Raw genomic sequence first — 13,786 nt, 5'->3', positions numbered from 1 at the left:
GCCTCCGCTACGCGCCGCGTGCGAAACAATAGGCTGATCATGGCGACGAAGGCAACGGAACGGGACGAGACGGACGCTGCCCCCGAGCAGCAGACCGACGGGCCGCTCCTCGACCTGACGGATGCTTCGGTCAAGCGGATGGTCAAGCTCGCCAAGAAGCGCGGCTACGTGACCTATGAGGAGGTCAACGAGGTGCTGCCCGAGGGGCAGTCCGATCCGGACCAGCTCGAGGACGTGCTCTCGCAGCTCTCCGAGATGGGCATCAACGTCGTCGAGGCCGAGGAGACCGACGAGGCCGCGGGCGAGAAGGCCGCGGACGGCGAGGAGGAGGAGGCCGAAGGCGGCGAGGTCGCCGAGGTCGCGCCGGCGCGCGCCGTCGCGGTCGCCACGACCACCAAGGAGCCGACCGACCGCACCGACGATCCGGTGCGCATGTACCTGCGCGAGATGGGCTCGGTGGAGCTCCTGTCCCGCGAGGGCGAGATCGCCATCGCCAAGCGCATCGAGGCCGGCCGCGAGGCGATGATCGCGGGCCTCTGCGAGAGCCCGCTGACCTTCCAGGCGATCATCATCTGGCGGGACGAGCTCGTGGAGGGCAAGGTCCTCCTGCGCGACATCATCGACCTCGAGGCGACCTACGCGGGCCCGGACGGCAAGAACGCGCCGCAGATCGCCGAGGGCGAGGACGGCGGGGACGACGCGGAGCCGCCCGCGCCGCCGGAGGGTGGCGACGACGAGGACGACCTCGAGAACAACGTCTCGCTCGCCGCCATGGAGGCGGAGATCAAGCCGCGGGTCCTCGAGACCTTCGACGCGATCGCCGCGAACTACCGCAAGCTGCGCAAGTTCCAGATCGAGGGCACCGAGCGCAAGGCCGCCGGCGAGCAGAACACCCCGGCCCAGAACCAGAAGCAGATCGAGCTCAAGGACATCGTCGTCGCCGACGTGAAGTCCCTGTCTCTGAACAACAACCGCATCGAGGCGCTGGTCGGCCAGCTCTACTCGATCAACAAGCAGCTGATCGGCCACGAGGGTCGGCTGATGCGCTTCGCCGAGAGCCACGGCGTGGCCCGCGACGAGTTCCTGCGCCACTACCAGGGCTACGAGCTCGATCCGAACTGGATGGAGCGCGTCGGTACGCTCGGCGGCAAGGGCTGGAAGAACCTGGTCGAGCGCGGCTCGAGGCAGGTGGCGGAGCTGCGCGCGCAGATCCTCGACCTCGCCTCGGAGACGGGCCTGGAGATCGGCGAGTACCGCCGCATCGTCAACATGGTCCAGAAGGGCGAGCGCGAGGCCCGGCAGGCCAAGAAGGAGATGATCGAGGCGAACCTGCGCCTCGTGATCTCGATCGCCAAGAAGTACACGAACCGCGGCCTGCAGTTCCTGGATCTGATCCAGGAGGGCAACATCGGCCTGATGAAGGCGGTCGACAAGTTCGAGTACCGCCGCGGCTACAAGTTCTCGACCTACGCGACGTGGTGGATCCGGCAGGCGATCACCCGCTCGATCGCCGACCAGGCCCGGACCATCCGCATCCCGGTGCACATGATCGAGACGATCAACAAGATCGTCCGCACGTCGCGCCAGATGCTGCACGAGATCGGCCGCGAGCCGACCCCGGAGGAGTTGGCCGAGAAGCTGGCCATGCCGCTGGAGAAGGTCCGCAAGGTCCTGAAGATCGCCAAGGAGCCGATCTCCCTCGAGACGCCTATCGGCGACGAGGAGGACAGCCACCTCGGCGACTTCATCGAGGACAAGAACGTCGTCCTGCCGATCGACGCGGCGATCCAGTCGAACCTGCGCGAGACCACGACGCGCGTGCTCGCCTCGCTCACGCCCCGCGAGGAGCGCGTGCTGCGCATGCGCTTCGGCATCGGCATGAACACCGACCACACCCTGGAGGAAGTCGGCCAGCAGTTCTCGGTGACCCGCGAGCGCATCCGCCAGATCGAGGCGAAGGCGCTGCGGAAGCTGAAGCATCCCTCGCGCAGCCGGAAGCTCAGGAGCTTCCTGGACAACTGAGCCCGCGCCGCGAACCGCGCGGCGCTTCCCCGTCGCCCGCGTTGCCACGGTGCCGCGCGGCATCCAGTCTGGCGCCATGCTCGAACGCCGCCCGCCAACGCCCGGATCCCCGACGGCCTTCGCGGACGGCTCGGAGGCCGACGACGTGCCCTTCGGCGCGCTCCAGCCCTCCGTGGGCATCCGCGACTGGCTTCTCGGCGAGGGCGCGCGGATGCCCAACGCCGAGGAGATGCTGGCCGGGCTCGCCGAGCGCCTGATCGCGATCGGCGTGCCGGTGGACCGGGCCTCCACGGCGATCGACACCCTGCACTCGGAATATGCCGGCGTCGGCCGCATCTGGACGCGGGACGGCGGCACCACCGTGCGGCTGTTCCCCCACGGGGCCCGCTCGACGGACGCGTACCTCAACAGCCCGTTCCACACGGTCCACGAGACCGGCGAGTGGCTGATCCTCGACCTGTCGAAGACCCCGGACGACGCCTACGCGATCGTTCCCGACCTGAAGGCCGGCGGCTACACCCACTACGTCGTGGCGCCCCTGTTCTTCACGAACGGCACGCAGAACGGCATCACCTTCGCCACGCGGGCCCCCGAGGGGTTCCGGGACGACGACATCGCGATCCTCCGCTTCGTCATGCCGGCGCTGGCGGCCGTGATGGAGATGCGCGTCCTCAACAAGCAGCTCGACCACGTGCTCCGGCTCTATGTCGGCGACGAGCCGCACCGGGCGATCCTGGCCGGCGACATTCGCCGCGGGCAGGTGACCCGGATCCGCTCGGCGATCCTGTTCGCCGACATGCGCGACTACACCCGCACCACCGCCGACATGACGCCGGAGGAGGCGGTGGGCCTGCTCAACGTGTTCTTCGACTGCCTCGTGCCGCCGATCGAGCGTGAGGGCGGCGAGGTCCTGAAGTATCTCGGCGACGGCCTGCTGGCGATCTTCCGGGAAACCGGCGACGATCTGGGCGGCGCGGCCAAGGGCGCGCTCACGGCGGCCCAGCACGCCCTGGCGGCCCTCGACGAGGCGAACGCCCTGCACCAGTTCCCGGTGCCGGTGGCCGCCGGCATCGCGCTCCACCACGGCGAGGCCGCCTACGGCAATGTCGGGTCCGGCTCACGCCTCGACTTCACGGTGATCGGCCGCGACGTGAACCTCGCGAGCCGCATCGCGCAGCTGAACCGCGCCCTCGGCGAGCCGCTGCTGATGTCGAAGCCCTTCGTGGACTTCCTCTGGGGAGACCCGATCCCAATGGGAGAGCACCGGCTCAACGGCTTCGACGAGCCCATGGCGGTGTTCCGGCCGAAATTCCTGCGGCCGCGCAAGTCCAGCTGAGCGGCCCTCCGATCGGACCCGACGTCACGCGGCGCTCGCGGAGATCCGCCGCGATCTAAGGCTCGCGGGCGATCCGCGCGCGGTGCGTGTCACCACGTCGGCACGAACGGCAGAGCGTAGGGTGTGTGCCGGCAACCCCAGACCGGATCGATCATCTGCGCCATCACGTCCCGGGCCAGGGCGCCGGCGCGTATTGCGACCTCCCGCGGGACATGCGCTCGCTCGAGGATCTTCAGGCAGGCATGTCCGCAGGCGCTGAACTGGCCGCTGTGGTACGCGTTGAGGGCGAACTCGTCGAGCAAACCATACTCGTAGACCCACGGGTTCAGGGAGATGCCCTCGCTGGGAAGCTCGAGAGCCAAGCCCGCCTCGGCGTAACGATAGCCTTCCGCGAACCGCTTCCTCAGCCTGCAGAATCGGCTGGCCCCGTGGCGCGCCTCCGCCCGTCCCGGACGGATTGCGGTGGCGCGCTCGTAGAGCTGCAGCACCCTGTCCTCCGGCTCGTCGAGGCGCTCCGCGTTCACCGCGGCCATCAGCAAGTTGAAATAGACCTCCTCGTCCCACCCGCCGAGATCGGCCCGCTTCAGGAAGCAGGCGAGCGCTTTCCGGTACTCGCCGGCGGCGTCGTAGGTGGTGCCGAGGTACATCGTGTACCGGGCGATCATGAAGGGGTCCGTCTCGACCGCCAGCGCCTTCTCGAGGACGGCGATATCCCGCGCGTCCGCCGTCGCGTCGCGGTGGCGGGCACCGTCGTCGCCCCGACGCATCGCGAGGGGGAGGATCGGTGTCTCTGTCACGCCGGGGCAGCTGAGGAATTCGTGCAGGACGCCCCGGTAACGCCAGTTCTCCCGGGTGCTGACCAGCTGGTTGCGCCAGTACCGCGTGTGCGCGTCGATGATCTCGAACCGATAGCCGGGCGCACGCAGCTTCGGCATCGTGAAGTCCGCCGGGATGATCAGCTCATCGTCGGCGTCGATGATCAATGCGTACTGCGCGTGACGCCGCGCGAGTTTCAAGGCCTCGTTCCGGTTGAAGGCGAAATCAACCCAGGGGCGCTCGACCAGGGCACCCGGTATGTCCGCGAGCGCGGCACGGACGACATCCTGGGTTCCATCCGTCGAGCCGGTATCGACGACGATCCAATGATCGATGATCGGACGAACAGAATCGAGGCAACGGCGGATAACGTGGGCCTCGTCCTTCACGATCATAGACAAACAGATCGTCGATCCGCGATTCTTCATACCGAAGCCGTCCCGTCGTGCGCTCACGCGTCGGATGCGCAGTCATGAACGCTCCTAGCATTGCCGGAATGCGCTGACAAAACAAACATATCCTTCTGCAAAATTTGGATTAAATATATGAAACGACATATAATCGGCCAGTTATATATAAATACTCCGGCTCACGGTCTTATGACTGCAAATACCCGCGACCGATAGACTGATCGAGCGGATCAGGAGACACCCGCCATCGGGCTGGCACGAGGCCCGAACGCCGTAGGTCATCGGCGCGGGCGTTGGGCCCGCAGCCGATCCCGTGGTGCAGGCCCGGGGCCCGCCACAGGCGCGCCTCGACCAGACAGATCAGCGTCGATCTCCGGCCGCTTCAGCCCCTGAGCGTCATCGTGCTGCCGGAGATGCCGAAATCGCGCAGACGCCTGAGGAACGACATGCCCAGCAGGCTCGTCGACAGGAGCCCGCGCGGGATCACGACCGCATCGACGTCCCGGACCGTGATCGATCCGATCTGCACGATGGCGATCCGGATCGGCGCCACGCGGACCGTGCCGTTCGCGGTGTTCCAGACGCGGGTGAAATCGGTCGGAGTGATCCGGATCCCGATCCGCGCGGCATCCTCCTCGGAGAACGCGCAGGCGCTCGCTCCCGTATCGACCATCATCGGCAGCGAGCGGCCGTCCAGCAGCGCGTTGACGAAGAAGTGGCCGTTGCGCCCGGCCTGGAGAGCCACGCCGGCGGCGTCGACTGCGGGAACGGGCTCCGGCGGCGGCGTGACGGCGAGGGCCACCGGCGCCGGCCTCATGCCGTCGCGCAGCTTCAAGGCGGCCGTGACACCGAGGAAACCGAGCAGGCAGATCAATAGGATTGCGCGCACGCGAGTCCGCCCGTGACGTGGAGTGCCGGCGACCGGAGACGTTCCGGAATCCCGGTGATGAGATGCTAGACCGGTGAAGGGATGATGCGCGATCGCGGTCGCCGCCGCGGCGCGCGCGCCGATTCCGCTCCGCTTGGTGTCCAGATCGTCACCGGGATCGGCGGATTGTCGCGGGAACGACTGGATGCTCGCGGCGCGGGGTTGACCGGCAGCGGCCGGGGAGCCACATCTGCGTCTGTTCCAGGGAGATCCCCGGCAAGGGGCTGAGAAACCGCTGGCACGTCCGTCAGGACCTGCGGCGCGGAAATCCTTCGAACCTGATCCGGCTCATACCGGCGTAGGGATTGGACCGCGGCCGCCTGAAAGGCAGGCCACAGCTTCTCACCGAAGCGCACGGCCCGATCTCCGCGACGGCAATCCGCGGAGATGATTGTGCCCCTCGACCGACCCGCCTCACCGATCGGCCGCCGCCGCAACCCGGACGGCAGCGTCGCGCCGGCGACCCTTCCGGCGCGGACGGACGTCGCCGTGGTCGGCGGCGGGCTGATCGGGCTGTCGATCGCGTGGCGCCTCGCCCGGGCCGGCCGCGCCGTGACGGTGCTGGAGCGGGACACGATCGGGGCGGGCGCGAGCCTCGCGGCCACCGGCATGCTGGCCCCGGCCGCCGAGCACGAGCCGGGCTCCGATCCGCTGCTCCCTCTCGCCCTGGACTCGCTGCGGCTCTGGCCCGAGTTCCGCGACGCCCTGGAGGCCGAGTCCGGCCGGGCGATCGACTACCGCGCCGACGGCACCCTGGTGCTGGCGGTCGGCCGCGACGAGGTCGAGCGCCTGCGCTTCCGCTACGACCTTCAGCGCCGCTCGGGACTCGAGGCCACGTGGCTGCCGGGCAGCGAGGTGCGGCGCCTGGAGCCGGGCCTGCGCCCCTCCGTCACCGCCGGGATCCATTGTCCGCGCGACCATCAGGTCGATCCTCGCCTAGTCATGGACGCCCTCACCGAGGCCTGCCGCCGCGCCGGAGTGATCCTGGCGGAGCGGACCCCCGTCACCGCCCTGGACTGGTCGGGTGGCCGCGTGACCGGGATCCGCGCCGGCGACCGCGTCGTGTCGGCTGAGACCGTCATCCTCGCCTCCGGCGCCTGGAGTGGGGAGGGCGGCCTGCTGCCCGACGCGCTCGCCCTTCCGGTCCGCCCGCTGAAGGGCCAGTCCCTGGCCCTGCGCACCACCGCCCGGACCGGTACCCTGGCGCGGATGGTCTGGACCGAGCAGGTCCACATGGCCCCGAAGAGCGACGGCCAGCTCGTCGTGGGCGCGACCGTGGAGGATTGTGGCTTCCGTCCCGGCGTCACCGCGGGCGGGCTCTACGCCCTGCTGGAGGGCGCCCGCCGGGTGCTGCCCGGCATCGAGGAGATGGAGGTGGAGGCTGTGTGGAGCGGCTACCGACCGACTTCGGACGACGACGCACCGATCCTCGACGCGATCGCCCCTGGCCTCGTCGCCGCCACCGGGCATCACCGCAACGGCTACCTGCTCGCCCCGGTCACCGCCGACGCGATCGCCGCGCTGGTGCTGCGCGGCGCGCTGCCGGAGGTGGCGCGTCCCTTCACCCGCGCGCGCTTCGGCCAGCCGGAAGCGCTGAGGGCCTCGGCATGAAACTCCTGGTCAACGGTGAGCCGCGCGAGTGCGCGGTCGAGACGGTGGACGCCCTGTTCCGCCTCGAGGCGGAGGAGAGCAGTATCGAGAGTCCGCAGGGTGTCGCCATCGCGCTGAACGGCCGCGTTCTGCGCCGCCGGGACTGGGGCGAGACACCGGTCGCGGAGGGCGACCGGGTCGAGATCGTCCGCGCCATGCAGGGAGGTTGAGCATGGACCAGAGTCACACGCCGCCGCGCCCCGAGGGTGGGGATGACAGCCTGACCATCGCCGGGGTGAGGCTGTCGTCCCGGCTGTTCATCGGCACCGCCGGCTACCCGACGCAGGCGATCATGCGCGACGCCGTCGCGGCGAGCGGCGCCGACGTGGTCACCGCCTCGATCCGCCGGGTCTCGCTGCAGGGCCACGGCTCGGACACGGTCAAGATCCTGAAGGGCAAGCGCTTCCTGCCGAACACCGCCGGCTGCGAGACGGCCCGGGACGCGATCATGACCGCCGAGCTCGCCCGCGAGGCGCTCGACACCAACTGGATCAAGGTCGAGGTGATCGGCGACCGCGAGACGCTCTACCCGGACGTGATGGAGCTGATCGAGGCCTGCCGCCATCTCGTGGACGACGGCTTCGTCGTGCTGCCCTACTGCAACGACGACCCGATCGTGTGCCAGCGCCTGGAGGATCTCGGCTGCGCCGCGGTGATGCCCATGGGCTCGCTGATCGGCTCCGGGATGGGTGTCGCCAATCCGGCCAACTTGGAGCTGATCTGCCGCCGGGCGACGGTGCCGGTGGTGGTCGATGCCGGCATCGGCACCGCATCGGACGCGGTGATCGCCATGGAACTCGGCGCCTCCGCCTGCCTCATCAACACCGCCGTGGCCAAGGCCGACGATCCGGTGCGGATGGCTCGCGCCATGGGCCGGGCCGTGGAGGCCGGGCGCGACGCCTACCTCGCCGGGCGGATCCCCCGCCGCGGCCGGGCCGAGCCGTCGAGCCCGCAGCTCGGCCTCGTCGGCTCGTGAGGGCGCTGCCGTCGCCGCTGCTCGCGGTGACGGACCGGCACGGGCATCCGCGGCCCCTCGCCGAGACCGTCCAGGCGGTCCTCGACGGCGGCGGGCGCTGGATCTGGTTCCGCGACAGGGACCTGGAGGCGGATGCCCGCCTGCGCCTCGGCGCGCGCGTGGCCGAGCGCGTGCGAGCCGCGAACGGCGTCCTGACGATCGGAGGCGACGTCGCGCTCGCGCGCGCCCTCGGTGCCGACGGCGTGCATCTCGGCGGCGGCTCGGGACCGGAGGTGATCGCGGCGGCGCGGGCCACCCTGGGCGCGGCTGCGCTCATCGGCGTTTCCGCGCACGCGCCGCACGAGGCCGCGGCCGCCGCGCGGGCCGGCGCCGACTACGTGACCCTCAGCCCCATCTTCACGACCACGAGCAAGCCCGGTTACGGACCGGCTCTCGGACCGGAGGGCCTCGCCGCCGCACGCGCGGCGGGCCTGCCGATCGTGGCTCTGGGCGGTGTCGGTCCGGAGGTAATCGGGGCCTGTCGCGCGGCGGGGGCGGCGGGCTTCGCCGTCATGGGCGGCCCGATGCGGGCGATGGATCCGGCCGAGGCGACCCGGGCGCTCCTGAAGGCCTGGGGCGCAGCGGAGTCTTCAGCGGCTCGGACAGCCACGTAGAAATCTGCCCCCGTCCCGGCGAGCGCAGCGGAGCAAGACGGCCGATGCTGTGGTTGCTCTAGGCGTTGGACGGTCCGTAGGGCGGGCGCGGGATCGCCCGGTGCGCCGCGCGCAGCGCAGCCGACCAGCGCTCGCGCAGATCGTGGAAGTAGCCCTCGCCGGCCTCGATCCGGTGGTTCACCTCGAGCGTCAGCGCGTTCCGGCGAGCGACGGCGATGTCGATCGGCAGGCCGACGCCCAGATTGGAGCGCATGGTCGAATCCATCGAGACCAAGCTCACCTTGAGGGCGTCGTAGAGGTCGGTCGTGTACTTCACGGCGCGGTCGAGGATCGGCTTGCCGTACTTGTGCTCACCGATCTGGAGGAACGGCGCGTCGGTGCTGCACTCGATGAAATTGCCGGCGGAGTAGATCAGGTACAGCCGCATCTCGCCGGTGCCGATCTGGCCGCCGAACAGCAGCGAGATCGAGAACCGGATATTGGCCGCCTCGAACCCGTCCTTCTCGATGGCGCGCACCCGCCGGATGGCCCGGCCGATCAGCTGCGCCGCCTGGAACATCGTCGGCGCCTCGACGAGCTTCTGCGGCGGCTCACCCTCCTCCTCGCCGGGCACGCCCTCCTGGAGCAGGCTGAGCACCGACTGGGTGATCGAGAGGTTGCCCGCGGAGGCGAGCATCATCACCCGCTCGCCCGGCACGTTGAAATGGTGGAGCTTGCGGTAGGTCGAGATGTCGTCGAGCCCCGCATTGGTGCGGGTATCGGCGACCATGACCAGCCCTTCCTCCACCAGGACACCGACGCAGTAGGTCATCGTTTTCGGGCTCTCGTGCGGTCGGCGGACCGGGGTCGGGACGGTCAGGATTGAGCGGCGGCCCTGCCTTGCTCGACCCGCAGCTTCACGTCCAGTGTTTCGGTGCCACCGCCGGTCCGGCTGCCGCGGATCGGCGCCGCCCCGAGATAGTCCAGGCCGGTGGCGACGCGGATGTAGTTGTCCGTCGGGCTGACATCGTAGCACGGGTCGAACGCCACCCAGCCGAGATCCGGCACCAGGGCCTCGACCCAGCCGTGGGGCGCCTCGACATCCGCCTGCCCGTCCTCCCGGGCCCGGTAGCCGGCGACGTAGCGCGCCGGGATGCCGATGTGGCGGGCGGCGGCGATGAGCACGTGGGCGAGATCCTGGCAGATTCCGCGGCCCGCCGCGAACGCCTTGCCGGCCGGCACCGCGCCGCTCGCGGGACCGGGCTCGTGGGCCACAGCACCGTGGACCGCCCCCATCAGCCGGTGGAGTCGGGCCAAGGTCGCACCGTCGTCCTCGGCGGCGACGCGCTCCGCGAAGGCGTGCAACTCCGGGCTCGCGGCGCACAGGTCCGTGTCGCGCAGGTAGAACTCGTCCGGCAGGCGCTCCACCGTGCCACGCACGACGCCGTGCGTGTCGTCGGTGTCGACCTCGCCGGTGACCCGGATGGTCAGGGCGTCGGCCGGCTCGTCCGGGGTGAACCAGTGGACGACGTTGCCGAACCCGTCCTCGCGGGCGGTCAGCCGCCCGTCGACGGTGGTGTCGATCCGCCACCCGCGGACGTACTGCCCATCATGGTCGCGCGGCGTCAGCCGCAGGACCTGCACGAGCCCGCGGGCGGGCTGCTCGTACGTGTAGATGGTCTCGTGAACCACGCGGATGCGCATGCGCCGTCCTGTCCGTCCTGTTCAGCCGACCAGATACTGCTTCGCGATCGCCTCGCCCACCTTGTTGTTCTCGGCGATGAACGCCTCGACGAACTCGTGCAGCCCGGTGGCGAAGACCCGGTCGATATCCTCGCCCTCCAGCTTCGCCAACATGTTTCCGGCGAGGCGCTGGCTCGGGCCCCGGCGGCCGTAGGCGTCGGCGATCAGGTCGAGATACTCGACGATCACGCCGTAGCAGTTCGCGAAGGAGCGCGGCATCTGCTTGTTGAGCATCAGGAGGTCGGCCACCAGCAGCGGCTTGATGCTCTCCCGGTAGACCCAGTGGTAGGCGTTGAACGCCGACACTTCGCGCAGGATCGTGGTCCACTGGAAGTAGTCGAGGCTGCCGCCCACCGTCTCGTCGTGCGGCAGCAGGATCTGGTACTTCACGTCGAGGATGCGGGCGGTGTTGTCCGCCCGCTCGATCGCCGTGCCGAGCCGGGTGAACCAGAAGGCGTCGTTGCGCAGCATCGTCCGGAACGCCGAGCCGTCGAAGGTCAGCGAGACGGTCTTCACCCAGTCGAGGAAGCGGCCGAACTCGTCGCGGTTCAGGTCTTTGCCGGCGTAGTTGCGCAGCTCCAGCCACGCGCCGTTGATCGCGTCCCACATCTCGGTGGTGAGCGCCGTGCGCACCGAGCGGGCATTCTCGCGGGCCGCCTCGATGCAGGAGCGGATCGAGGACGGGTTGTGCGGGCTGAAGGCCAGGAAGTCGCAGACCGTGTCGGCGTTGATCGCGCTGTAATGGGTCTTGAACGCGTCGGGGTCGCCGGCCGAGGCGAGGGCCGATTCCCACTCGTTGCTCCCGCCGCCGCCGTAGCTCGTCGGCAGCGACGCGAATCGGTGCGCCGCGTCGAGGATGCGGGCGACGAAGTCGGCGCGCTCGACGTAGCGGGAGAGCCAGAAGAGGTTGTCGGCAGTCCTGGAGAGCATCGGTCTTCAGCCAAGTCGTGCGGACCACGGTGTCCGCGCCTCGGAACGTCCGGATATCGCGGAGCTCAGGCGTCGAGCACCCAGGTATCCTTGGTGCCACCGCCCTGGCTGGAATTGACCACCAGGGAGCCTTCCTTCAGCGCCACCCGGGTCAGGCCGCCCGGAACGATGCGGATCTTGTCGGCCCCACACAGCACGAAGGGCCGCAGGTCGACGTGGCGGGGCGCGACGCCCGAGGCCACGAAGGTCGGGCAGGTGGAGAGCGACAGGGTCGGCTGGGCGATGAACCCGTCCGGGGCGTGCTTGAGCTTCTTGGCGAAGTCGTCGAGCTCGCGCTTGCTGGCATGCGGCCCGACCAGCATCCCGTAGCCGCCCGAACCGTTGACCTCCTTCACCACCAGGTCGGACAGGTTGTCCATCACGTACGCGAACGCGTCCTTCTCGCGGCACCGATAGGTCGGCACGTTGTGCAGGATCGGCTCCTCGCCGGTGAAGAACTTCACGATCTCCGGCATGTAGCTGTAGACCGCCTTGTCGTCCGAGATGCCGGTCCCGACCGCGTTGGCGAGGGTGACCGAACCGCGCTCGTAGGCGTTCATCAGGCCGGGCACGCCGAGCACCGAGTCCGGGCGGAAGACCAGCGGGTCGAGGAAGTCGTCGTCGAGGCGGCGGTAGATGACGTCGACCTTCCGCGGCCCCTCGGTTGTGCGCATGTAGACGACGTCGTCCTTGGTGAAGAGGTCGGACGCCTCCACCAGCTCGACGCCGAGCTTGTCGGCCAGGAACGAGTGCTCGTAGAACGCGGAATTGTAGCGTCCGGGGGTCAGCAGCACGACGGTCGGGTCCCGGGTCGCCGAGCCCGGCGCGAGGCTGCGCAGGGTGGCGAGCAGGGCGTCCGGGTAGTTCTCCACCGGCGCGACCCGGTGCTTCGAGAACAGGTCCGGGAACAGGCGCAGCATCACCTCCCGGTTCTCCAGCATGTAGGAGACGCCCGACGGGATGCGGGCGTTGTCCTCCAGCACGAAGAAATCGTTCTCGCCGGTCCGGACGATGTCGATGCCGGCGATGTGCACGTAGAGGTCGTGCGGCACGCGGAAGGACCGCATCTCCATGCGGTAATGGGCGTTGCGGTAGACGAGGTCGGCCGGGATGATGCCGGCCTTGATGCATTCCTGGGCGCCGTAGATGTCCTTCAGGAACAGGTTGATGGCGGTGACCCGCTGCGTCAGCCCGCGCTCCAGGAAGGCCCATTCCGGCTTGGTGATCACCCGGGGGATGATGTCGAACGGGATCAGCCGCTCGGTCGACTCGTTGTCGCCGTAGACCGCGAAGGTGATGCCGATCCGGCGGAACAGCAGCTCGGCCTGGCTGCGGCGGGTGTTGAAATGCTCGGGCGGCGTGGAGTCGAGCCAGGCCTTGAGCTGGCCGTAGGCGTCGCGGACGGCCGCCGGATCGGCCGCGCCGATCCCGTTCATCTCGTCGAAGGCCGTCACCGCCATCTCGCTCCTCCCGTACGCTCCCGCTCTTGAGGCAAGAGGCGCGCCACCCGATCATGGCTATATCCGCGGGCGATAACGCTCAAGGCGGCCGGAGGATCAGATCAACTTCAGGCCTTTCAGGCTGGCGTGACCGTTTCGGCCGAGGATCACGTGGTCGTGGACCACGATCTTGAGCGGCGCCAGGACGGCCACGATCTCGCGGGTCATCGCCACGTCGGCCGCCGACGGGGCCGGGTCGCCGGACGGGTGGTTGTGGGCCAGGATGATGGCCGTCGCCGACAGTTCGAGCGCCCGGCGGGCGACCTCGCGCGGGTAGACCGGCGTGTGGTCGACGGTGCCGCGTCCCTGCACCTCGTCGGCGATGAGGTGGTTGCGCTTGTCGAGGAACAGGACGCGGAACTCCTCGCGCGGGGCGAACGCCATGGTGGCGCGCAGATACTCGTGCAGCGCGCTCCACGAGCCCAGGAGCGCGCGCTCGCGGATCGCGCCCCGGGCCAGCCGCCGCGCCGCGGCCTCGATCACCTTGAGGTCGGACGCAACCCCGGCGCTCACGCCCTCCACTTCCATGAGCCGCGCCGGCTCGGCGCTGACCACCTCGGCGAAGCTGCCGAACCGGGCGACCAGCGCCTTGGCGAGGGGCTTCACGTCGCGCCGGGGAATCGCCCGGAACAGGACGAGCTCCAGCAGCTCGTAATCGGGCAGCGCGTCGGGCCCCGCGGCGGAGAACTTCTCCCGCAGGCGGTCGCGATGGCCGTGGTAGTGCGGCGTCTCCTTCTCGACCGGCGACGGGGCGGCGCTGTCGGCGAACAGCCCCGCCTCACCGTCGTCCTGCCGCTCGGGCACG

At 69.6% G+C, this 13,786-nt stretch carries 13 protein-coding genes and 1 riboswitch; of the genes, 6 read left to right on the top strand and 7 right to left on the bottom strand.

Translation table 11 applies throughout. From position 1 onward, the window contains the following. Positions 1-39 precede the first annotated feature (39 nt). The gene (gene rpoD, locus BM314_RS04490) at positions 40-2,022 is read left to right on the top strand and encodes an RNA polymerase sigma factor RpoD (RefSeq protein ID WP_020093531.1); all 1,983 of its coding nucleotides are present in this window, start codon (positions 40-42) and stop codon (positions 2,020-2,022) included. A gap of 76 nt (positions 2,023-2,098) precedes the next feature. After that, entirely contained in the window at positions 2,099-3,358 is a 1,260-nt protein-coding gene (locus BM314_RS04485) for an adenylate/guanylate cyclase domain-containing protein (RefSeq protein ID WP_020093530.1), read from the top strand. An 89-nt stretch (positions 3,359-3,447) separates the two neighbouring features. Here the strand turns inward: BM314_RS04485 and BM314_RS04480 are convergent, their stop codons facing one another. Next, positions 3,448-4,569: a glycosyltransferase gene (locus BM314_RS04480; RefSeq protein WP_244539839.1), complete on the bottom strand. Its 1,122-nt coding sequence runs from the start codon at positions 4,567-4,569 to the stop codon at positions 3,448-3,450. Between the two features lie 397 nt (positions 4,570-4,966). Beyond that, entirely contained in the window at positions 4,967-5,419 is a 453-nt protein-coding gene (locus BM314_RS04475) for a retropepsin-like aspartic protease family protein (protein ID WP_244539838.1), read from the bottom strand. A 287-nt stretch (positions 5,420-5,706) separates the two neighbouring features. Beyond that, positions 5,707-5,835, top strand: a riboswitch (TPP riboswitch). Between the two features lie 64 nt (positions 5,836-5,899). Here BM314_RS04475 and thiO point away from each other — a divergent pair. The 4 genes from thiO to BM314_RS04455 are packed head-to-tail and all read left to right on the top strand — an operon-like array spanning position 5,900 to position 8,791. Further along, on the top strand, positions 5,900-7,123 hold the full coding sequence (gene thiO, locus BM314_RS04470; RefSeq protein WP_091977099.1) for a glycine oxidase ThiO: 1,224 nt from the start codon (positions 5,900-5,902) through the stop codon (positions 7,121-7,123). Next, positions 7,120-7,332: a sulfur carrier protein ThiS gene (thiS, locus tag BM314_RS04465; protein ID WP_091977097.1), complete on the top strand. Its 213-nt coding sequence runs from the start codon at positions 7,120-7,122 to the stop codon at positions 7,330-7,332. Before thiO ends, thiS begins: the two co-directional genes overlap by 4 nt. Before the next feature lie 2 nt (positions 7,333-7,334). After that, the gene (locus tag BM314_RS04460) at positions 7,335-8,138 is read left to right on the top strand and encodes a thiazole synthase (protein ID WP_091977095.1); all 804 of its coding nucleotides are present in this window, start codon (positions 7,335-7,337) and stop codon (positions 8,136-8,138) included. Next, positions 8,135-8,791, top strand: coding sequence for a thiamine phosphate synthase (locus tag BM314_RS04455; protein WP_091977093.1), 657 nt, complete (start codon positions 8,135-8,137; stop codon positions 8,789-8,791). Before BM314_RS04460 ends, BM314_RS04455 begins: the two co-directional genes overlap by 4 nt. A gap of 58 nt (positions 8,792-8,849) precedes the next feature. Here the strand turns inward: BM314_RS04455 and BM314_RS04450 are convergent, their stop codons facing one another. The 5 genes from BM314_RS04450 to radC all read right to left on the bottom strand — a co-directional run bounded on the left by BM314_RS04450 (position 8,850) and on the right by radC (position 13,785). Further along, positions 8,850-9,602 carry a proteasome-type protease gene (locus BM314_RS04450; RefSeq protein WP_020093523.1) on the bottom strand — a complete coding sequence of 251 codons (753 nt, stop codon included), beginning with the start codon at positions 9,600-9,602 and terminating at the stop codon, positions 8,850-8,852. Between the two features lie 44 nt (positions 9,603-9,646). Further along, entirely contained in the window at positions 9,647-10,474 is an 828-nt protein-coding gene (locus BM314_RS04445; RefSeq protein ID WP_020093522.1) for a transglutaminase family protein, read from the bottom strand. Between the two features lie 21 nt (positions 10,475-10,495). Further along, entirely contained in the window at positions 10,496-11,443 is a 948-nt protein-coding gene (locus BM314_RS04440; protein ID WP_020093521.1) for an alpha-E domain-containing protein, read from the bottom strand. A 65-nt stretch (positions 11,444-11,508) separates the two neighbouring features. Next, positions 11,509-12,942: a circularly permuted type 2 ATP-grasp protein gene (locus BM314_RS04435; protein ID WP_020093520.1), complete on the bottom strand. Its 1,434-nt coding sequence runs from the start codon at positions 12,940-12,942 to the stop codon at positions 11,509-11,511. Positions 12,943-13,038: 96 nt separating this feature from the next. After that, positions 13,039-13,785 carry a RadC family protein gene (gene radC, locus BM314_RS04430; RefSeq protein ID WP_020093519.1) on the bottom strand — a complete coding sequence of 249 codons (747 nt, stop codon included), beginning with the start codon at positions 13,783-13,785 and terminating at the stop codon, positions 13,039-13,041. Position 13,786: the final 1 nt, after the last annotated feature.

Origin of the sequence: Methylobacterium sp. 13MFTsu3.1M2 (assembly GCF_900112625.1) — a bacterium.
In the GTDB taxonomy this organism is placed as follows: Bacteria; Pseudomonadota; Alphaproteobacteria; order Rhizobiales; family Beijerinckiaceae; genus Methylobacterium.
The sequence above is the reverse complement of the archived record's forward strand: the minus strand, read 5'-3'. Positions and strand labels throughout refer to the sequence as shown.